This window comes from Pseudarthrobacter albicanus (genome assembly GCF_018224015.1).
GTDB lineage: Bacteria > Actinomycetota > Actinomycetes > Actinomycetales > Micrococcaceae > Arthrobacter > Arthrobacter albicanus.
Window position 1 is genome coordinate 15,594 of sequence record NZ_JAGPOT010000076.1, and the last position, 21,296, is coordinate 36,889.

At 66.9% G+C, this 21,296-nt stretch carries 19 protein-coding genes; 16 read left to right on the plus strand and 3 right to left on the minus strand.

Annotated features, from left to right (window positions below; translation table 11 throughout):
• Positions 1–7 precede the first annotated feature (7 nt).
• Together J9611_RS15890 and J9611_RS15895 are read right to left on the minus strand one after the other, a co-directional pair.
• Positions 8–1,066, minus strand: a complete 1,059-nt coding sequence (locus J9611_RS15890) for an ABC transporter permease (protein ID WP_211881512.1) — start codon at positions 1,064–1,066, stop codon at positions 8–10.
• 2 nt (positions 1,067–1,068) lie between these two features.
• On the minus strand, positions 1,069–3,708 hold the full coding sequence (locus J9611_RS15895; protein ID WP_211881514.1) for an ATP-binding cassette domain-containing protein: 2,640 nt from the start codon (positions 3,706–3,708) through the stop codon (positions 1,069–1,071).
• A 563-nt stretch (positions 3,709–4,271) separates the two neighbouring features.
• On the opposite strand from J9611_RS15895, the gene J9611_RS22790 reads away from it, so the two are divergent.
• The 13 genes from J9611_RS22790 (at position 4,272) to J9611_RS15960 (ending at position 18,826) form a co-directional block, all read left to right on the plus strand.
• Positions 4,272–4,508 carry a hypothetical protein gene (locus J9611_RS22790; protein ID WP_211881516.1) on the plus strand — a complete coding sequence of 79 codons (237 nt, stop codon included), beginning with the start codon at positions 4,272–4,274 and terminating at the stop codon, positions 4,506–4,508.
• A 70-nt stretch (positions 4,509–4,578) separates the two neighbouring features.
• Entirely contained in the window at positions 4,579–5,052 is a 474-nt protein-coding gene (locus J9611_RS15905) for a hydroxymethylglutaryl-CoA lyase-like TIM-barrel protein (protein WP_246527907.1), read from the plus strand.
• A 378-nt stretch (positions 5,053–5,430) separates the two neighbouring features.
• On the plus strand, positions 5,431–6,315 hold the full coding sequence (locus J9611_RS15910; RefSeq protein ID WP_211881518.1) for a serine hydrolase: 885 nt from the start codon (positions 5,431–5,433) through the stop codon (positions 6,313–6,315).
• Positions 6,316–6,612: 297 nt separating this feature from the next.
• The gene (locus J9611_RS15915; protein ID WP_211881520.1) at positions 6,613–7,278 is read left to right on the plus strand and encodes a response regulator transcription factor; all 666 of its coding nucleotides are present in this window, start codon (positions 6,613–6,615) and stop codon (positions 7,276–7,278) included.
• A gap of 62 nt (positions 7,279–7,340) precedes the next feature.
• Positions 7,341–8,858 carry a sensor histidine kinase gene (locus tag J9611_RS15920; protein WP_211881522.1) on the plus strand — a complete coding sequence of 506 codons (1,518 nt, stop codon included), beginning with the start codon at positions 7,341–7,343 and terminating at the stop codon, positions 8,856–8,858.
• 189 nt (positions 8,859–9,047) lie between these two features.
• Entirely contained in the window at positions 9,048–10,223 is a 1,176-nt protein-coding gene (locus tag J9611_RS15925) for a glycosyltransferase family protein (protein ID WP_307857128.1), read from the plus strand.
• Positions 10,210–11,430 carry a glycosyltransferase family 4 protein gene (locus J9611_RS15930; protein WP_211881525.1) on the plus strand — a complete coding sequence of 407 codons (1,221 nt, stop codon included), beginning with the start codon at positions 10,210–10,212 and terminating at the stop codon, positions 11,428–11,430. The genes J9611_RS15925 and J9611_RS15930 overlap by 14 nt, the downstream gene beginning before the upstream one ends.
• Positions 11,427–12,602: a glycosyltransferase family 4 protein gene (locus J9611_RS15935; protein ID WP_246527909.1), complete on the plus strand. Its 1,176-nt coding sequence runs from the start codon at positions 11,427–11,429 to the stop codon at positions 12,600–12,602. The genes J9611_RS15930 and J9611_RS15935 overlap by 4 nt, the downstream gene beginning before the upstream one ends.
• Entirely contained in the window at positions 12,599–14,455 is a 1,857-nt protein-coding gene (locus J9611_RS15940) for an ABC transporter ATP-binding protein (protein ID WP_211881527.1), read from the plus strand. Before J9611_RS15935 ends, J9611_RS15940 begins: the two co-directional genes overlap by 4 nt.
• Positions 14,452–15,714, plus strand: coding sequence for a phosphotransferase family protein (locus tag J9611_RS15945; protein ID WP_211881529.1), 1,263 nt, complete (start codon positions 14,452–14,454; stop codon positions 15,712–15,714). Before J9611_RS15940 ends, J9611_RS15945 begins: the two co-directional genes overlap by 4 nt.
• Positions 15,711–16,820, plus strand: a complete 1,110-nt coding sequence (locus J9611_RS15950; RefSeq protein ID WP_211881531.1) for a phosphotransferase — start codon at positions 15,711–15,713, stop codon at positions 16,818–16,820. Before J9611_RS15945 ends, J9611_RS15950 begins: the two co-directional genes overlap by 4 nt.
• Positions 16,817–17,950 (plus strand): phosphotransferase, encoded by a 1,134-nt coding sequence (locus J9611_RS15955; protein WP_211881533.1) that lies wholly within the window; start codon positions 16,817–16,819, stop codon positions 17,948–17,950. The genes J9611_RS15950 and J9611_RS15955 overlap by 4 nt, the downstream gene beginning before the upstream one ends.
• A 39-nt stretch (positions 17,951–17,989) precedes the next feature.
• On the plus strand, positions 17,990–18,826 hold the full coding sequence (locus J9611_RS15960) for an alpha/beta fold hydrolase (RefSeq protein ID WP_211881534.1): 837 nt from the start codon (positions 17,990–17,992) through the stop codon (positions 18,824–18,826).
• A gap of 136 nt (positions 18,827–18,962) precedes the next feature.
• Here J9611_RS15960 and J9611_RS15965 read toward each other — a convergent pair whose 3' ends face one another.
• On the minus strand, positions 18,963–19,919 hold the full coding sequence (locus J9611_RS15965) for a serine hydrolase (RefSeq protein ID WP_211881535.1): 957 nt from the start codon (positions 19,917–19,919) through the stop codon (positions 18,963–18,965).
• A gap of 200 nt (positions 19,920–20,119) precedes the next feature.
• Here J9611_RS15965 and uraD point away from each other — a divergent pair, with 200 nt between their 5' ends.
• From uraD to J9611_RS15980, 3 genes are all read left to right on the plus strand, one after another.
• Positions 20,120–20,617 (plus strand): 2-oxo-4-hydroxy-4-carboxy-5-ureidoimidazoline decarboxylase, encoded by a 498-nt coding sequence (uraD, locus tag J9611_RS15970; RefSeq protein ID WP_211881536.1) that lies wholly within the window; start codon positions 20,120–20,122, stop codon positions 20,615–20,617.
• On the plus strand, positions 20,614–20,955 hold the full coding sequence (uraH, locus tag J9611_RS15975) for a hydroxyisourate hydrolase (RefSeq protein ID WP_211881537.1): 342 nt from the start codon (positions 20,614–20,616) through the stop codon (positions 20,953–20,955). The genes uraD and uraH overlap by 4 nt, the downstream gene beginning before the upstream one ends.
• Before the next feature lie 60 nt (positions 20,956–21,015).
• The coding region (locus tag J9611_RS15980) for a pyruvate dehydrogenase E1 component-related protein (protein WP_504742087.1) at positions 21,016–21,296 on the plus strand (281 nt) is incomplete at its 3' end.

A 21,296-nucleotide genomic window follows, 5' to 3' on the forward strand; every position in this document is an offset into this window, starting at 1 on the left:
AGGCTGGTTATTTGGTGGGTAGAACGATTGCGGCTGGTTCAGGGGCCGGGTTGCCGAGCTTTTGGGCCCGGGTCCGGCGGCTGGCCAGCATGGCCGAGGTGCGGTTGACGATGTTTGCCATCAGCAGGGAAACGATCAGGACCAGCCCGACGACGGCCGCCTGGCCATAGGCGCCGAAGTTCTGCAGCTGGAGCATGCTGCGGATGGCGATGACAACGACCAGAGCCCAGAAGACGCCGGTCATTTTGCCCTTGCCGCCCAGGAAACTCACCCCGCCGAGGAACACGACCGTGACCACGTCCAGTTCGTATCCGATGGCGCCGTCCGGCGCTGCCGAGGAGGTGATGCCGACGTGGATGATGCCGGCGAGGGCCGCGACCAGCCCGGAGGTGACGAACAGCTGGAAGACGATCCGCGATTTCCTGATGCCGGAGTACGAGGCCGTGCCGGGGTTGCCGCCGATGGCGAAGACGCGGCGGCCGAAGGGTGTCTTGTGCAGGACTATGTAGAATACGGGCGCCAGGAGCAGGAAAGGAACGATGGCTGCGGGGATGTAGGTCCCGAGTATTGAGTCATTGCCCAGCGAGATGATTTCCGGAGGCATATTGCTGATCGGTGTGCCTCCGACGAGCACGTAGCACAGCCCGCGGAACAGGGCCAAGGTCCCCAGAGTGACCACGAGGGACGGCAGACCGAGCACCGCCGCGAAGAAGCCGTTGAGGGCGCCGCAGGCAAGTCCTACTGCCAGTGCCACGGCAACGGCGGCCAGCGTTGATCCGCCGGACTGGACAGTCAGGCCGAAAGCGATGCCGGCCAGTCCGGCCGTGCTGGCGACGGAGATGTCGATTTCGCGGGCGATGATGAGGAACACCAGGGGCAGCACCATCAGGGCTTTCGCAGCCATGCGAGCAACGGATGATCCCAGATTGTAGCCGTCAGAGAAACCCGGGGTAGTGATGGCGGCGGTTACGATCAGAGCGATGGCGAAGGCTCCGAGGAGCCCTTCCCAGGACAGCATCCGGGATTGGAGCCGGTGGGGCCATCCGGTGGTGGTTGTTGTCGACATGGTCAGTGTCCTTTCGCCTTGTTCCGGCGGCCGTGGAGTACGACGTCCACGGAGACGGCGGCAATGATCGCAGCTCCGTAGACTGCCTGCAGGTATTGGTCCGGTACGCCGGCTATGGTCAGCACCTTCCTGATGGCCAGGAGTCCCACCGTGCCGATCAGGACTCCGACGACGGTGCCGGACCCGCCTCTGAGGGCGACTCCGCCGACGACGACGCCGGCGATGATGGCAGTCTCCAGGCCGAAGGCCACCTGTCCGTCCACGAAGGGGTAGTAGGAGGCCCACATGGCGCCGACGGCGCCGGCGAGGAGTCCCGAGATGGTGAAGGCGGCCAGGGTGCGGCGTTTGGCCGGGATACCGATCAGTTCCGCGCCGGCGGGGTTGGATCCGGCGAAGTAGGTTTCGCGGCCCTTGGCAGTCCACCAGAGAATGAAGCCGGCCAGGGCAAATACGGCGATGGCGCTGAGCTGGACGGGTGAGATGCCGAAGATGGCCGTTTTGGTCATGGAGAGCCAGTCATCTGAAACCTGTTCGGGCTTGACGCGGTCTCCTGAGGAGATGATGCTCAAGACGCCTCGGTACAGAGCCAGTGTTCCAAGTGTCACCACGATGGAGGGGACTCCGCCGTAGGCGATGACTGCCCCGTTGATGAGGCCGCAGAGCAGTCCGACCGCGAGGGCGACGCCGATGCCCAGAAGGATTGGAGCGTCCGGTACCGCCCGCATGGTCGCGGCGGAGGCGTACGCGGCAAGGCCGAGGGTGGAGGCGACGGAAAGGTCGATGTTCCTGGTGAGGATCACCAGCATTTGGCCGATCCCGACGATGCCGAGCATCGCCGAGTAGTCGGCCAGGTCGTGCAGGTTGTCACCGGAGTAAAAGTTGGTGTTGAGCAGGCTCAGGGGTGCCACGACGGCCGCGAGCGCCAGCAGGAGTCCCAGTTCGCGGCGTCCCAGTGCCTGTCGGATCCAGGAGAGGCCGCGGTCCCACGCCGTATCCGCGGGCCGTTTCGGCCGCGCCGGCCGTGTCTCCGGCGGTTCCTTGCCTGATGCGGGTTCCGCCGCGGTTTTCCTGGTGCTTCGTGTGGATGCGTGCAGGCCGGTGGCTGCGAGGCCGATGTCGTACTGGTTGGCGTGCTCGCGGTCGAATTCCGCGACGAGGTCGCCGTGTTTCATGACGTAGATCCGGTCGCATGCCCCAAGAAGTTCGGGCATGTCCGAGGAAATCAGCAGGATGGCGATCCCCTGTGCGGAGAGTTCCCGGATTATCCGGTGGACTTCCGCTTTTGCCTGCACGTCGATGCCTTGCGTGGGTTCATCCAGGATCAGCAGCTTCGGTTGGGTCGCCAGCCATTTGGCCAGGACAACTTTCTGCTGGTTGCCGCCCGAGAGGTTGCCGATCGGCTGGTCGTAGCCGGCGAACTTCAGTTTCATCCGCTCCAGGGGGCCCTGCACCATGGCGAGCTCGGCTTTGGTGCTGATCAGACCCCATTTTGTGGCCTTGCCGACGACGGGCAGTGTGGCGTTGTCCAGGATAGTGAAGTCTTCAACTATGCTTTGGCCGCGGCGGTCCTCGGAGACGTAGGCGATCCCTTCGGAGATGGCGTGGGCCGCGGATTTGATGGTCTGCTCGTGGCCGTGGATCAGGATTTTGCCGGACGTTGGCCGTTCCATCCCGAAAATGGCACGCGCCACTTCGGTGCGGCCGCTGCCGATGAGCCCGGCCATTCCCACGACTTCGCCTGCGCGGACGCTCAGATCGATATTTCTGAATTTTCCCTCGGAAGACAGTCCTTGGAGTTCCAGGACGGTGTCTCCGAGTACGGCTGCAGACCGTTCATACAGGTCGCCCAGTGCCCGGCCGACCATGAGCTTCACGATCTCTTCTTCGGTGACTTCCGATGTCCGGCAGGTGTCGACGACCGCGCCATCGCGAAGCACTGTCAGGCGGTCCGAAATTCTGAAGATTTCCTCAAGACGGTGGCCCACGCACATCATCGCGACGCCCTGCTCCTTGAGGCGTTCGATGACCTCGAACAGGCGGTCCACCTCGGCGGTGGTCAGGGCCGCGGTCGGCTCATCCAGGATCAGGACCTTCGATTCTGAGACCAAGGCCCTCGCTATCTCAACGAGCTGCTGCTCGGAGACGCGCAGAGAGCCGACGGGCATCGTCACGGGCCGTTCGAGTCCGAGCTGCGCCAGGACCTTCTGTGCCTCGGATTTCATCCTCGTGTGATCCAGCAGGCCCGTCCGGGAGCGCAGCGGCTGCCCGGCAAAAACGTTTTCCGCGATGGACAGATCAGCGAAGAGCCCAGGGTGCTGATGGACGACTGCCACTCCGTGTTTGTGCGCTTCCAGAGCGGTCGGAAAATGGACGTCCTCCCCCGCGATGCGTACGGTTCCGCCGTCGGGGTGATAGACGCCGCCAAGCATCTTCACGCACGTGCTCTTTCCTGCACCGTTTTCGCCCACGAGCGCCAGAACCTCTCCGGTGAACAGCTGGAATGACACCTCAGAGACGGCCACCGTCGAGCCAAAGATCTTCGAAACGCCTGCGAGTTCGGCCGCCGCGCCCTGGCCGTACGCCTCGGGCTCGCGGTTCCCGCCCACGGCTGGGGCGGCATGGTTTGTCCGTGTTACATCCACGATGATGTCCTCCAAAGATCTCAACGGCCGGGCAGTTCTTGAAGCAATCGAATGCGCATTCGTATGCGCGTTTAGGCAATCGTATGCGCCTGTGACTTGGATTACAAGAGAGGCGCGATGCTCAGTTCATAAACATGGGGCTGATGCGCCAGGTGCGTCCCGGAGCCCGGTAGCACCGTCACTTGATTCCAAGAATCCCCGGACTACTTGAAAGACAATGTGGCGTGACACCAGATGTCCTTGACGCCACTACCACCAAATGTCTCGTACGCGCCGTCGCGCGAGACTCTCGGATTGCAAGGCGCGACCCCGGCCTTCCGCGCAGATAACCCCCGGTCCACCAAGTTCCGAGACGACGTCGTGTCCGCCTGGGAAATGAGAAGCCACAGCGTAACCAGAGACATGAGAAGAGGGGCGGTCCGCCAGGACCACTCCATGCACCACTTGGCGCTGCGGTCATCGACATCGCGAACATAGGTCGCCAGCAGCTGTTCGTGCAGGAACTCCTCGACCGAGCCGAACACCGGCTGAGGTGCTTCTGCCGGCTCGGTTGCAGGGGTCCCGTGAGCGTGGCCACCGTCGTTGCGCACAAGAGTGGCGGGTGCTCCGGAGGCGAGAACGACGGCGCGGCCACGGTCCAGCTCCGCGAGATTGGAGACATCGAAGATGCGCTCCTTGCAGGCAGATCCAGACGTCCGCCGTTGCGCTCCGCCCGTTCCTCCATCGCCTCGGCGATGGCCACAGTGAGCGCTGTCGTCAGCGGCGCGGCCGAAGCGGCGCCTTCCTTGGACAGGATGTAGATCGTCTCCCGGGTCCGGGCGTCCGACAGCCTCGCCCGGGCCGCCCGGCTCGGCATCACCACCTCTCGGCATGGAAACCGTCGGGTTCCTCATGCTCGCCCACCGCGCCACCCCGGAAAACCTGGCGAAGCAGGCACGGATCATGGCCGACGCCGACTGCCAGTGCGTCTACGTCGTGGACTCGGCCGGCGCCCTGATCCTGGAGAACGCCTCCGAGGGCGTCTCCGCCCTGGTCACCGAACTCGGCACCGACGCCCAGGTGAGCTTCCACGGGCACCAGAACCTCAGCGTCGGCGTCGCCAACTCGGTCTACGCAGCACGCGCCGGAGCCGGCAACTCGCCCACCGAGGTCCTCGCCGCGGCCTTCGAACGCCTGAACATCCACACCGGCGTCGACATCCACGGCGTCATGGTTGCGGGCAGCACACGGCGCCGGGCAGGCGCCACCGGTGTGGACTCAGTCCTCGGCGACGGCGAACTGGTCTTCGCCTCCCTGACCAAGGAAGCCCGCGGATTAGGGCCTGGCCTCGCCCGGGGTTCCTGATTGCCACATATGGCCGCTACTAGCGACTTCATGGCGGCCATCTTCGTCCTATGGACTGAGGTAGCCCCTCGGCGGAGATTGAGGCCGTTCAAGTCGCTGAAACCGCCGCGGGTTGGGGCCCGGCCTCGCCAGGGACACCCGATGGACGCAGATGGCCGCTACGAGCGACTTCATGGCGGCCATCTTCGTCATATCGCCGGTGGCTGAGTCTGCCGGGCCGTCCATTCGTGGGTAAGGAGGGGGGCGCCGCCGTCGCGCATTGCTGGGAGTTTGCCCACACCTGCCGCGTGCCCCGCGCGGCCCGTGGACATGCCTGCGCCTGGCGCATAGGTTTTGGGAACCCCACCCGCCTGCACTGGAAGGTCCTGGCCTGTCCCCATGAACACCTCAGGACCGATCAGCAACCCAAGGGTGCTGGCATTGATGTGGCTGGCCACGCTGCTCGTCATTGTGGCCACGGTCCTCTTCGCCGTCGTCCGCACCGGCCCGGTGCCGAAGACGCCCTTCCTTGCCGTTGCGTCCGCGGCGGAGCTGCGCGGGGTGGCCCCGGCGTCGAACGCCGTGCCGAACGCCGGCGTCGATCTCGGCGCCAGGCTGCAGGGCATCCTGGACGAGAACGGGGACCACCGGATCGGCGTCGCGGTCGTGGACACCCGCAACGGGAAGCTGCAGGCCTTCGGTGACGCGTCGCCGTACGTGGCCGCCAGCACCGCCAAGATCATCACGGCCGCCGCCTACTACCATCTGGTGGAAACCGGCGAAAAGTCGCTGGACGCTCCCCTGGGCTCTTTCGACGCCGGATTCCAGGTCAAGGCCATGGTCAATACCAGCAGCGACGATTCCTGGCTGCTGCTCATGCAGGACATCGGCTACCCCCGGCTGATCGAGTACGCCGGCTCGATCGGGCTGGACTACGACCCCGAACAGAACCTCCTGACCCCGCCGGACATGGCGCTGCTGCTGACGGCGCTCTCCGCCGGGAAGCTGCTCAACCCCGGACACACGCAAGAGCTGCTGGGCTACATGCAGCAGACCAACGACGAGGACCTCATCCCCGCCGCCCTGGACCCGGACATCACGGTGCACCACAAGTACGGCGTCGTGGAAGGGTATGTCCACGACGCCGCCATCCTGAGCTCCGGTGACCGTTCGTACGCGGTGGCGATCTACACCTGGGGGCCGGACGATGCCGACAGCGAGGACCGCCTGGGCATCATCCACAAGCTCACCCGCGAGATCACCGGGGCGCTGTTCCGGCAATAACACTCCGAAATGCTTGCCGCAAAGGGGTGGCGCGGGCCCCGCCGCAGGAGCACCATAGGAGAACACCGGGTCCAACGCCCATCGCGGATGCCGGAACTTCGCGCACGGATGTTAGCAATGTCCGCACAACGCCCGTACTCCGGGCCGATCGAGGCTGCTGGGGCCTCCGATCTTCCTCCCAGCACATGCAGGAGACGCCGCAGTTTGGAGCAGGCCTGAATTCACGGGAATAGTGCCGGGAGCGCCACGGGCGACCCCTTGAACCGTTCCCGATCCGGGCATTTCCTTGGGGTTGTAGTGATCCGCATACTCATCGCCGAAGACGAAGAGCGCATCTCCCGGTTCATCGAGAAGGGTCTGCGGTCGGCCGGCTACGTACCCACCGTCGTCGCGGACGGCGTCACAGCCGTGGATTACGCCTCCAGCGGCGAGTTCGATCTCCTGCTCCTCGACGTCGGGCTCCCCCGCCTGGACGGGTTCACCGTCCTGACCGTGCTGCGCAAGAACGGGGTGGACATTCCGGTCATCATCCTCACGGCGCGGGGCTCGGCCGCGGACACGGTAGCAGGCCTTGAGGGCGGCGCGGACGACTACATGACCAAGCCGTTCCGCTTCGAGGAACTCGTGGCCCGCATCCGGCGCCGGCTCCGGCCCGGGGACAACAATGACCAGCCCGCGGACCACGTCATCCGCTACGCCGCCCTGGAACTGAACCTCCACACCCGCACGATGAGCGTCGGGGACAAGGTCGTGGAACTCTCGGCCCGCGAGTTCGCGCTGGTCGAGATGTTCCTGCTCCATCCGGGGCAGGTCCTGAGCAGGCAACAACTCCTCAGCCACATCTGGGGGTACGACTTTGACGGGACGTCCAACGTGGTCGACGTCTATGTGCGGCAACTGCGGCAAAAGATCGGCGCGGACCACATCGTCACAACGCGCGGCGCCGGATACCGGCTTAGCTAGGCAAGGGAGAAATTGTGACATCCCTGCATGACCGTCTACGTGGAAACGGCCACACTGCGCCCGTGGCGTCTGCCGCTGCTCCGGCGGCGGGAGAAGCCCCCCCCGCCGCGGACGTGGACCCGTCCGGCTGGGGCGCGAAGTTCCACTCGGTGCGCTTCCGCGTGGTGGCCGCCATGCTGGGCATGATGCTTGCGGGGCTGGTTGCTGCGGGACTGATCGCCTTCGTTGTCCAGTTCCAGGACTCCGATGCCAGGGTTGACCAGGCAATCCTGGACAAGGGCAATTCGCTGGTCAAACTGGTACAGACCAACAGCAAGTCCAGCGGCGAGTCATACAGCAAAAGGCTCCACGAAGCCGCCGAGGACATCGAACCCCGCAGCAACGAAGTCATGGCCGGAATCGTTGACGGGCGCGTTGACTGGATCATCGAGGGGAATTCCGACGAACCCCTCCTGACCCCAGGCCTGTACCCCGCCGCCACCCGGCTCCGGGACGTCTCGGGCGCCGCCTTCGGCGAGTTCAACGCCGGCGGGCGCCCGCTCAGGACGGTCGTCCTGCCGGTGAAGGGTACGGGGGCCGAAAACACCGGGACGTATCTGTTGCTGGGCCGGGACGCCGCCGACCAAAGGGCTCACAATCGCGCCTCGGTCCAGACGTACTCACTGGTGGCAGCCGGCACGCTGCTCGCCGCGGCACTGATCGGAGGCCGGGTGGCCGGCCGCCTGCTGGGTCCACTCCGGCGATTGCGCGAAGCCACCCGGGTGGTCAGCCATGAGGACCTCACCCGGCGCGTGGAAGTGCGCGACGGCGAGGACGACGTGACGCTCCTCGCGAAGACCTTCAACACCATGCTGGAAAGACTCGATGAGGGCGCCCAGCAGCAGCAACAGTTCCTGGACGACGCCGGCCACGAGCTGCGGACCCCCCTCACGATTCTCCGCGGACACCTGGAGCTGGTGTCCGTCGACGACCCCGCCGATGTCATCGCCACGAGGGAGGTGCTGCTCGAAGAGGTGGACCGGATGCAGCGCCTCGTGGATGACCTGCTTCTGCTCGCCGATGCCGGCCACCCTGACTTCATCATGCGGGAGCCCGTCCGCATCCCCGAATTCCTCCACCAGGTGATGGAGAAGATCCATGTCCTCGCGGACCGCCGCTGGCAGATCGATGAGACCGCCGATTACGTGGTCGAGGCTGATCCGCAGCGCCTTACCCAGGCCCTCGTCCAGCTGGCCGCCAATGCCGTCAAGTACACCGGGCGCTCCTCCACGATCGCGCTGGGCTGCAGGATCGAAGGCCCGACGGCGCCGGACGGCACCCCGCTGCCCGAGTCAGACACGCTGTTGCTGTGGGTGCGGGACACCGGCGCCGGCATCGCGGTGGAGGACCAGCAGCGGATCTTCGAGAGGTTCGGCCGGGCCCACCCAGGCCGCGGGCAGGAAGGGTCAGGCCTCGGCCTGGCCATCGTCACTGCCATCGCCGAAGCGCACGGCGGTACGGCCACCGTGGAATCCGCCTATGGCCAGGGATCGCGCTTCATGATCCGGATCCCGCTGCAGGCCGTTGGCGTCCGGCTCTGAACCGGCGGCAGCGGGCGCGCCCTTCATGAGAACTCCTTAATCTTCCCCTCATCCGTTCCTCACTCTTGCGCTGCAGGCTGGTTCCTAACATCAACCACCGCCGGCAGGGAATATCCCTGAGCCGCGGACCGTGGGCTTGGGAGGATCGCCGTGCAGCCTATGCGAATAGTGCTTTACTCACATGATTCAGTGGGTCTGGGGCATGTGCGCCGTAATCTGGCCCTGGCCCACGCCCTGAAGAATCAACTTCCGGGACTCACCGGCCGTCCTGTTACAGGCATCCTCATCACCGGCACTGCACTGGCGCCCGCGTTCCAGGCGCCGGAAGGCTGGGACTGGGTCCTGCTTCCCGGGGTGGAGAAAAGCCCGGATGGCTACCGGCCCCGGAACCTGGGCCTGCCCATGCACGACCTGGTGTCCATGCGGGCCCGGCTGCTGCAGGCCGTGATCGCCGGCTTCGGCCCCCATCTGGTGATCGTGGACCGCCACGCCACCGGGGTGCACCGCGAACTGGAACCGGCCCTGCGGCGTGCCCGCACGGCCGGCCCGGTGCGGGTGGTGCTGGGGCTCCGCGAAGTCCTGGACTCCCCCGAGGCGGCCTTCGCTGAATGGGCCCGTTGTGGCGGCCCCGGGCTGGTCAAGGCCTTGTTTGATGAGATCTGGGTTTACGGAGACCCTGCCGTCCACGACCCCGTGGCGGCCGGCGAGATACCGTTCTCCCTGCGGAAGCTGATCCGGTATACCGGCTACCTCGCCGCCGGGCGCCCTTCGGTTTCCGGGACGAGCTGCATGCCCGGCCCGTACTGCATGACGACGGTGGGGGGCGGTTCGGACGGCCATGCCCTGGCCAGCGTCGCCGTCGCCACTGCCCTGCCACCCGGGCTGGGACACCTGATCGTGGCCGGCCCGCAGATGCCCGCCGAGCAGCTGAACGATCTCCGCCGCCAGGCTGGACCCGGCGTGAAAGTCGTCCCCGCGGTGGATGACATCGTTTTCCACCTCCGGCACGCGGCCGCCGTCGTCTCCATGGGCGGCTACAACACAGTGTGCGAGATCATGAGCACCAATGTCCCCGCCCTGATCGTGCCCCGCACCCAGGCGCGCGCCGAGCAGCGCATCCGGGCCACGTCCCTGGCCAATGCCGGGTATCTGGAACAACATGAAATCGGCACCCTGACCCCCGATATCCTCGCCGGCTGGCTCGCGGCGAGGCTCGGCACCACGGTGGATCGCCGTCGGGCGGTCCTGGACGGGCTGATCCGCGTCCCGCAACTGGCGGCCGAGTTGCTCCAGCCACTCTTCCATGCGGATGAAAGCGAAACGGCAATCAATCCGACGGAGAGTGCCGGCCGTGTCGCCGTCTGAACCGGGGACTGCGTACGTCCTCAAGATGTATCCGCGCTTCTCCGAGACGTTTATCGTGTCGGAGATCCTGGCCCGGGAAGCAGCGGGAGACAGGATCGAGATCTTCTCCCTCCTGCCGCCCAACGACCCGAGGTTCCACGCCGATCTCGCGCGGGTCCAGGCACCGGTGACCTACATTGACCGGCCGCTGAAGACAGTTGACCTGTGGGAAAGCTTCAATGCGGCCGGTGCGGCCGGGCTCACGGGCGCCCTGGCCCGGAATTTCGCCGAACTCGCCGCCGCCGCGCCGGACGACGCCGTCCGGGCCATCAACCTGGCCGTTGCCCTGCAGCACCGCAATATCCGGCACATGCACGTCCACTTCGCGTCGGGCGCCACCAGCGTAGCGCGGCTGGCCTCGGCCATCACGGGCATCCCGTATTCCTTCACGGCCCACGCCGTCGACATCTTCCATGAATCGGTCAGCAGCGAAGACCTCCGGATCAAGCTCGAACAGGCCCACCACGCCGTGACGATCAGCCACTTCAACCTGCGATACCTGCGCCGCCGCTTCCCGGCCTCCACTTCCAGGCTCCATCTGGTGCGCAACGGCCTGGAACTGGGACGCTTCCCCTACCGCGATCCGCGCCCCCTCGGAACCACGGTGCGGATCTCCGCCGTGGGCCGGCTGGTGGAAAAGAAGGGGTTCCAGCATCTGCTGCCCGCAGCCGCCGAACTCCTTGACCAGGGCTTCAGCCTGGACATGCGCATCGCCGGAACCGGCGTGCTGGCCGAGGAACTGGCGTCCGGCATCGAACGGCTCCGGCTGGGCGACCACGTCCGGCTGATCGGCCCCCAGACCCAGGACCAGGTCCACGAACTCCTCAGTTCCTCCGACATCTTCGTTGCCCCCTGTGTCATCGGCGCCGACGGAAACGCGGACGGCATGCCCACCGTCCTGCTGGAGGCCATGGCCACCGGTGTTCCGTGCATCAGCACCGCGGTCACCGGGATCCCGGAGGTGGTCCGGAACGGATCCACCGGACTCCTGGCCCGGCCCGGAAATCCCCGCGCCCTCGCCCGGGCCATTCAGGCGATGAGCGCCCCAGGCGCCGACCGGGTGACGCTGGCCCGGAATGCCCGGGCCCTGATCGAGGACCAGTTCGATGTCCGCCGCCAGGCCGAAGCCCTGAGATCCCTCTGCCTCGCGGAAAGGAAGGCCGCATGATGCGCGTGGCCTATCTCTGCGCCGACCCCGGGGTGCCCGTCTTCGGCACCAAGGGTTCCTCGGTGCATGTCCAGGAAATCGTCCGGGCGTGGCAGGGAGCCGGCGCCACCGTCACGGTCTACTGCACCCGACGGGGAACCGACTGCCCCGCCGACCTCGCCGGCCTCGACGTCGTCGAAATCCGGCCGGGAGGCGCCCCCGGACCGGACCGTGAGCGGGCGGTCGAAGACGCTGCGCTCGCCCTCGCCGACGAGGTCCTCCGCCACGGCTGCGGCCTGATCTACGAACGCTATTCGCTGTTCAGCCCGGCACTCTCGGTGGTTGCCAGCATCCTCAACGTCCCGGCGGTGCTCGAAGTCAACGCCCCGCTCATCGAAGAACAACAGCGGTACCGCCAGCTGCTGGACGTGAAGAAGGCCGAAACGATCCTGCGGCGCAACGCCCGGACGGCCGACGTCGTCGCCTGCGTCTCGCAGCCGGTGGTCCGGTGGGTCCGGGACCGGGCGCCCACGGCCAGGACGGTGCTGGCACCGAACGGCGTCAACGTCGAACGCATCACTGCCCGCCGCCCCGGACGGCGCAACCCCGATCACCTCACGGTGGCCTTCGTTGGAACTCTGAAGCCCTGGCACGGGGTCCCGGCCCTGCTGTACGCGGTTGCCCTGGCCAATGCGCAAACGGCCGAAAAGGATCAGCGCTGGAGCGTCAAGATCATCGGCGACGGGCCGGGCCGGGCCGACCTCGAACACCTCGCCGCGAAGCTTGGCGTCGAAACAGACTTCGCCGGCGCGGTGCCGCCCGCAGCCGTACCGGGCCTCCTGCAGGAGTGCGACGCCGCCGCCGCCCCCTATCCCCCCGAAGCGGATGGCGAGGACGACTACTTTTCCCCGCTGAAGGTGTACGAGTACATGGCCGCCGCGATGCCGATCATCGCGAGCGCCGAGGGCCAGATCCCGTCCATCGTGGATGACGGGCGCACCGGGATCCTGGTGCCGCCCGGGGAACTGAAATCCCTCGCCGCCGCCCTCACCAGCCTTGCGGAGGATCCCGCGCTGCGGGAACGGCTCGGGGCAGAGGCCCGCCACGACGCCGTCGAGCGGTTCAGCTGGGACGGCGTCCTCGGCCGGATCATTGCGGCGTTGCCACCCGGACGGAAGGTGGCCCTGCAATGACCGCCCATCGCAGGCATCACAGCAGTAAGCCCGAATCCGGGCTGCGCCGGACCCTCCGGTGCGTCAGCCCGCACCTGCGCCGGCACCGGCTTCGGATGGCCGTCGGTTTCGCGGCCCTTGCCGCGGACGTCCTGTTCCGCCTGTTGGAGCCGTGGCCCGTGAAAATAGTGATCGACGCCGTTTCACGCTCGCTGGGCGCGACGATGAAAAGGCCCGGGCCAAGCATGGATGCCAGCCTGGAGACGCTGCTGCTGTGCGGCGGCGCGATCGTCGCCCTCAGCATCCTGCGTGCCATTGCCAACTATTGGTCCGCCATCTCCTTCGCCCTCGTCGGATCAAGAGTCGCCGCCGACCTCCGGGCCCGCACGTTCCGCCACGTACAAAGCCTGTCCATGCGGCACCACACGCGGGCCTCCTCTGGAGACACGGTCCAGCGGCTCGTGAGTGACGTCTCACGCCTGCAGGACGTCGCCGTCACCGCCGGCCTCCCCATGCTGGGCAACGCTGTCACACTCCTGGCCATGACCGTCATCATGCTGTGGCTTGACCCGATGCTGGCACTCGTGGTCTTCCTGGCAGCCGGCGTATTCGCCGTCCTGTCGCGTCGAAGTTCAGGATCGATCACGACGGCGGCCGGCAAGTCACGCAAGGGTGAAAGCGCGCTGGCCACCACTGCGTCCCAGACCCTTAGCGCCATGCGTGAAGTCCAGGCCTACGGGCTTGAGGAAACCATCAGCTCCAACTTCCGGAAAAGCAACACGGCGACGCTCGGGACGGGAGTAGTCGCACTCCGGCTCGCCGCCAGCCTTGAGCGGCGCACCGATGTGCTGATCGGCGTCGCCACGGCCGTCGTCCTGGCCGGAGGGGGCTGGCGCGTGCTGGACCACTCGATCACCCCGGGGGACCTCATCGTTTTCCTTACCTACCTGAAAACCGGGATGAAGCCGCTGAAGGATCTGGCCAAGCAAACCAGCCGGATCGCCCAGGCCACGGCTTCGGGGGAGCGCGTGGCGGACCTGCTCGAGGCCCAGACCGACCTGCCCGAAGCTCCCAACGCCCGTGCCCTGGAAAGCCGAAACCCCGACATCGCGTTCGAGAACGTCTTCGCCGGGCACGGCGAGGGGACCACAGTGCTGCACGGGATCAACCTCCGCATCCCGGCCGGGGAGCACCTGGCCATCCTCGGTCCGTCCGGTGCGGGAAAATCGACCCTGGCGAGCCTTGTCCTGCGCATGATCGATCCCACCTCCGGCACTGTCCGGGTGGGAGGCGAGGACCTGAAGGAGCTCCGGATCGCATCAGTGCGCTCTCACGTCTCCATCCTGCTTCAGGACTCCGTTCTGTTCGGAAACACCGTGCGGGAGAACATCAGGTTCGGCCGCCTCGACGCCTCCGATCAGGACATCGAACATGCCGGTGCACTGGCGCAGGCCGACGACTTTATCCGCGCCCTTCCCAGTGGCTATGACACGGTCCTGGGGGAAGCAGCCAAGGATCTCTCCGGCGGGCAACGGCAACGGATCGCGATCGCCCGCGCCGTTCTCCGGCAGGCGCCGATCGTCATCCTGGACGAGGCGACGGCAGGGCTGGACCCCGCTTCGCGCGAATCGATCCTGGATGCCCTCGAGGTCCTGACCCGGGGCAAGACCTCGATCACCATCACCCACGACGCCTTTGCAGCACGCCTGTGCGACAGGGTCATCTGGCTCGAGGACGGCCGCATCATCGAGGAGGGGCGCCCCGCCGAGCTGCTGCAGGATCCCGACAGCCGGTTCAGCAGGTGGATGGGGGAAACGCCCACCCCGCGCCCCGAACAGGATGTGGCCGGGCTGGAAGTGCAGGTGCCGACATGAACGCGCTGAGGACCGCATTGCGTGACGCCGAGCTCTCGCTTGCACGCCGCGACGAATCCCTTCCGTGCCTTGCCGTAGTGCTCGACGACGGCCGCCTCTCCGAAGTCATGGGCGAACCGGTCCGCATCACCCGGGTCCGGTACAAGCCCGGCACATCAGCCCTGGTTGCCTTCCGCCGTACCCGCGACGGCAAGGAGGAGTACGGTTGGGCCCTCACTACGGCCGGCAACGTTAAATTGGACGGACGCGCCCAGAAGTCGGCGCGACAGGGTGGGGGCGTGCTTCTGATCCGCCCTGCCCTGCGTCACACGGATGCGATCATCGCCGTAGGCGGTATCGAGGACGACTGGGCCTTGTGCAAGAACCTGCGCTGGCTCGAAGACCGCGGACTGGAACGCCTCGGCGCCGTGGAACGCCCCGGACCAGGCCTCCTCAGCGGCACCGCCAAGGTGCTGCGCTACAAGCCCGAGCGGCGGCTGGTCCTGCTGGAGCAAAGTCCGGATGCGTCGATCGTGGTCAAGACCGTGGCGCTGCCCGCCCCAGAGAACGTGGACCGGTTCCACCAGCGTCTGCAGCAGCATGGAGTTCCCGTACTTCCCATGCTCGGCGATGCCGATTGCTTCGGTCACGGAACGAGCGCCAGCCCCGCGTGGGGCGACCAGGACCTGGCGGCCAGCGACGACCCTGAGGGTGCCCGCCGGGCCGGGGAATCCCTCGCCCGGCTCCATAGCATTCCGGCAGAAGCGGACTCCGGCCCGGCCCCTGGGCAAGAAGCCCTCGTGGAGCGGCAATTGGCGGTAACCTGCGCCATGGTCACGGCACTCGTTCCCGCGCTGGAAGTGCCTGCGGCAAACGTGGCAGCCCGGATCCGCCGTCGGCTCGAAGAAGTCACGGACGGCGGGACCGCCGTCGTGGTCCACGGGGACTTCTCCGCTGACCAAGTGCTGGTCAGCGGATCGGAGGTCCGCCTGATCGACTTCGACCGCGCCCGCGCCGGAGCCCCGGAGTCCGATCTGGGCTCCTTCGCCGCCGTTGAGGAAATGAGCCAGTGGAGGGGGACCTCCGCGGGCCAGCAACGCACCGCAGACCTCATCGATGGCTACGTCCTGGCCGGTGGCCGGTTCACGCCGGCAGCGACGGATGCCTGGGCGGCGCTCCGGCTATTCGCCGGCAGCGTTGACCCGTTCAGGGACCGGACCCCGGACTGGGCCGCCGACATGTCCCGGCACATCGACCGGGCCTGCGAGCTGGTCCCATGAGCTGGCTCCCGCCGGTCCCGAAGTCCGCCGTGGACAATTCCGGCCGAACCTGGCAAGTCCGCCGGGCATGGCCCGATAAGACTCCCGGAGAGTACAAACTGGAGGTCCTGACGCCCGGACGGACGGGCGTCAGGGCAGCCTATCTCCGGTCCGGGCACTTTGAGTTGGTGCCCCGGGACGATCCCGGACTGCCGGCCCTGCGGGCGGAAGCGCGGAACGGGGAAATAGTTGCCCATCGGCCCCACGCACGCGCCGTCATCCGGGCGGAGGACTGCTACATCAAGATCTTCCGGCCGGGCGAGGCGATCGTGCCCGCCGAACGTTGCGCACAAACGGACCTCCTCTTGGGCGCCGGCACCTTCACAGCGCCCAGGGTCATTCGGAGCTCCGCGGACGTCATCGTTTTCAGTTCCGTCCCAGGACGGACCCTGGGCGAGCTGGGGCAGGACCACCTGACAATCAGTGATGAATCGTTCGCCCGACTGTGGGAGAAATGGTCGCACGCCTGGACCGCCCAAGTGGGCGGCCGGTACGACACCGCCAGGCGCAGCGCTCTTGCCACCCTGCCGCTCCACTCTCCGGACGTTGAAGTAACGGATTTGTGGCGGTGGGTGAACCGTTGGTTGCGCCACTATGGAAACGTCCCCGAAGCGTCGTCGCAACGCGATGCTTTGTGTGCCAGGGCAGAAGACGTGACGCAGAACCTGCTCCGGACGGCACCCGATCCGCTGGTTTGGGCCCACGGCGACCTCCACGACAAACAAATCATCGCCGTCGACGGCACATCCGCGCTCGGATTGCTGGACTTCGACGACACCGCCCGGGCCGAGGCCGCTCTCGATCTGGCCAATCTGGATGTCCATCTGGAGTTTCTCGTACGCCAAAACCGCATGACGCCGGCACGATACTTAACGGCCCACACACAGGTAATGGCCGCCGCTGACGAACTGCATGTCAGTCCGGGCCGGCTCCACGCCTATTCCGATGCCGCCTGGTTACGTCTGGCATGTTCTCCGCTCCCCGGACGCTTGTCCGTGGCCCTCGCCACTCTCGACGAACGTGCCACGCATCCGCCTGCCCGCCGGGCCCGGGAGCTGATGGCATGAGCTGGCAGCCGCCCGTCCCACCCGCCGTCGCGGACACGGAAGGAACGCAATGGCTGGTCCGGCGGGCGTGGCCCGAGATTACCGCAGGGGATTACACCATGGAGCTTGTGGCGCCCGAACGGGCGGGCGTCCGGGCCGCCCATCTCCGGGCCGGAAAGGTGGAGCTGCTGCCTGACGGCGGCGACCGGCGCCTGCCCGCCCTGGCGCAAGTGGCACCGCTGGGCGACGTGGTAGTGCACCGGGCCCACAAGCGTGCCGTGGTCAGGGCCGGCGACCGCTATTTCAAGATCTTCCGGCCCCGGCAGTCCGACGAAGCCGCGGACCGGCACGCCCGGATGAACGCGCTCCTGCGCGCCGGGGACTTCCTTACCCCTGACGTAGTTTCCTACACCACGGGCTGCCTCATCCTCACCGGCCTCCCGGGCCGCTCCCTGTTCGAGCTGGGCAACGACCCCGCGATCGGCGACGTCGTGTTCGAAAAAGCCTGGCAGAAATGGTCCCGGGGCTGGGTCCGGCAACAATCCCTGGCCAGGGCTCCCGCGTACCGTCCGACCCTCGAGGCGCTCGCGCCCCGCACGGCCGCCGTCGAACTGGAGAACCTGCAACGCATAGTGAACTTGTGGCTGCTGCACGCCCAGAACATACCGGCGGCGCAGGCGCAGCGCGACGCGGTGCAGGCGGCCGTGGGTCAGATCGCCCAACAGTTGCTCCGGACCGAACCCGATCCCCTGGTCTGGTCCCACGGGGACCTCCACGACAAGCAGATATTCGCCCAGGATCCCGGGGCCCCCCTGGGGCTGCTGGATTTCGACGAGGCAGGCCGGGCCGAAGCCGCCGCCGACCTGGCAAACCTTGCCGTGCACCTTGAGCTGCGCCTGCGTCAGGGGCGCCTGACGGCCGGGCGGTACCGGACCGCCCGCCGCGAGGTCATCGCGGCTGCCGGGGAACTACGGGTCACACCGGCGCGCTTCGATGCCTACGCGAATGCGACCCGCCTGCGGCTGGGCTGCCTCTATTCCTTCCGGCCCCGGTGGGCCCCCCTGGCCCGGGAATTCCTCCGCCAGCCAGGAGACGATGACGGGCCACTTCTTGCCCGCAGCTGCACGGCAGATCCGGATCTCCTCTGGTAGCTTTACACCGAACCGAACCCTACCGAGAGGACTGCCGGCATGGCTTGCATCAAGGTTGGAACCGAGAACAGCACCGATATCGAGCTCTACTACGAGGACCACGGGTCCGGCCAGCCGGTGGTCCTGATCCATGGTTACCCGCTGGACGGCTCGTCCTGGGAGAAGCAGACCACGGCGCTGCTCGCCGCCGGCTACCGCGTCATCACCTATGACCGCCGCGGCTTCGGCCAGTCCAGCAAGCCCACCGAGGGCTACGACTACGACACCTTCGCTGCAGACCTCGACACCATCCTCACCACGCTGGGCCTGAACCAGACGGTGCTCGTGGGCTTCTCGATGGGAACCGGCGAAGTGGGCCGCTTCCTGGCCACCTACGGCTCGGCCCGGGTGGCGAAGGCCGTGTTCATCGCGTCGCTGGAGCCCTACCTCCTGCAGGCCGAGGGCAACCCCGAGGGCGTCCCGCAGGCTGTCTTCGACGGGCTCATGGAGGCGGTGACCGCGGACCGGTACGCCTTCTTCACCGAGTTCTTCCGGAATTTCTACAACAGTGGCACCTTCCTCGGCACCCCCCGCCTCAGCCAGGAAGTCATGCAGGCGGGCTGGAACCTTGCCACCGCGGGCGGCGCCACCGCCTCGGCCGCCGCGCAGCCGACGTGGTATACGGATTTCCGGGCCGACATCCCGAAGATCGACGTTCCGGCGCTGATCGTCCACGGGACGGCGGACAACATCCTGCCGATCGATGCCACCGGCCGGAGGTTCGCCAAGGCCCTGCCCGGCGCCGAATACGTGGAGATCGACGGCGCCCCGCACGGCCTGCTGTGGACCCACGCCGCTGAGGTCAACGAGATTCTGCTGCGGTTCCTCGCGAGGTAAGGGCGGCTTTTCGGTCTTGCCCGGCGCCGTCCGGGGGCACTTTGACACGAAACTCCGGGCCGGCATCGTCCGTTTCGACGCCGGACGCCCCAAAGTAGCCCCGGACCGTGGCCGGACGGGCCCCGACAGCAGACTCCTAGAACAGGGCCCCGGCCACCGCCTGCGTCAGCCGGTGGATGACCCCGGTGCGCTGCGGGATGTCGCCGGTGTCCTCGCCCTTGGTGTAGATGACGAGGGCGTAGGCCGTGCCATCCTTGGCGAGGATCGCGGCGTCGTGCAGTTCCCCGTCCAGCAGCCCGTACTTGTGGAAGACGGTGATGCCGGCGGGGACGGCGGCGGGGATGAGGGATTCGTAGTTCGTGTCCTGCATGTAGGACAGCAGCTGCGCGGTGTCGTCGCGGTCCAGCAGGGTGCCGGAGTAGAGTCCGGCCAGGACCCTGGCCATTTCCGCCGGGGTCAGGGTGTTGCTTTCGGGGTCATAGCTGACCCCGATCGACGCCGCATAGCCGCTCAGTTCGTCGTGGCCGATCGCGTCCATGATGAGGGACCAGGACTCGTTGTCGCTGTCCTGGATCATTTCCTTGAGCTGGAACCCGGCCGTCCAGTCCCCCATCGGCTCGTCCAGGGAGGCTGCCCCGGTTTCGACGAGGTGGTAGTAGGCTGCGGCGGCCAGGACCTTGGCGGTACTGGCGGCCAAGAACGCCTGCCGGACGCCGTACTCATGGACCACGCCGTCGGACAGGTCGATCAGTGCCACGCCGATCTGGTACTGGCTGTTGGCATCGATGATGTTGCTGATTTCCGTGTCCAGGCCGGCGTCGGGGGTTCCCGCAGCCTGGGCGTTTACGTCCGGTCCCGCGTCCGACGCCGGCGCGCTGGCCGCCGCGGCGCTGGCCTCCGCGGCTCGGGGCGCCGCTGAGCGGGCCTCGCCCGAGGTGTAGATGGTGGCGGCCAACGCCACGGCCAGCACCGCGGCACCCGCGCCCAGAAGGAATTTGCGGAATCTCCGGAATCTCCGCAACCGGCCCGGCGCCCGGCGGTAGCGCCTGTCCCCGATGGACCCGTGACTTGGCTGCTGCGTTCGTTCTTCCATAGTGCCTACAATCTAGCGACGCGAGCTATGCCGGAGCTATGAACTGCCTGTCAGTCCGAGGCCCGGGGAGTTGACACCCGCACCGGCGTAGGGTTGACTTTTGCATATGCTGAAATAACAGTTCCACGATACGAAATAAACTGGTTTCGTATAACCCCGCACCGTGGATGCCAGCATCGACCCCTATGAGGACCTGGCCCATGCACATTGAACAGTTCAACACGGCCGACCGCCCGGACGCCGTCGCATCGCTGCGCCCCTGCCTGGACATCCAGCGCTGGCTTGATGAACTCGCCGACGCGCGGCCCTATTCCGGCATTGAATCGCTCCTGGACGCCGGACGCCGGGCGGCGGATCCGTTCACCCCGGCGGAGGTGGCAGCAGCCTTGGCCCACCACCCCCGGATCGGGGAGCGCGCGCCGGGCACCAGCACCGAGGCACGCCTTTCCCAGTCGGAACAGGCCGGACTCGGCAAGCCGGAGGCGGCCGTGGCCGAAGCCCTGGCGGACGGCAACCGCGCCTACGAAGAGAAGTTCGGCCAGGTGTTCCTGATCCGCGCGGCAGGCCGCAGCCGCGCGGAGATCCTGGCGTCCCTCAACGCCAGGCTGGCCCACACGCCGGAGCAGGAAGAACCCATCATCGGCCAGCAGCTGCGCGAGATCGCAGTGCTCCGACTCGAAGGACTGATGAGCAAGTGAGCGTCTCCCACGTAACCACCCACGTACTGGATACCGGCTCGGGCAAGCCTGCGGCCGGCGTCGCCGTGACGCTGCAGGCCCTCGACGGCGGGCAGTGGGTCCTGATCGCCACCGGTTCCACCGATGCGGACGGGCGGATCAAGGAACTCGGCCCCGACAGGCTGCCCTCGGGAACCTACCGGCTGGGCTTTGACACCGGGGCCTACTTCGCCGCGACCGGTACGGAGACCTTCTTCCCCGAGGTCACCCTCACGTTCGGGGTAGCCGAGGCGCAGGCGCATTACCATGTGCCCCTGCTGCTGAGCCCGTTCGCCTACTCGACCTACCGGGGCAGCTAAGCCCTGACCGCCGTGGACCACCCGAAAAAACCGATGTTCAAAGATGAAGAGAGGCCAAACGTGGCTGCAGGAGAAGAAACCTCCCATATCCTCAGCGGGTTGACAAACCAGCTGCCTGATCGTGATCCGGAAGAGACCGCCGAATGGCTGGAGTCCCTGGATGACCTGATTCAGGATCAGGGCACGGAACGTGCCCAGTACATCATGCGCAGCCTGCTCCAGCGGGCCGGGGCGCAGTCCGTGGGGGTGCCGATGGTGACCACCACGGACTACGTGAACACGATCCCGGTGGACCAGGAAGCCCCGTTCCCCGGCGACGAGGAGATCGAGCGCAAGTACCG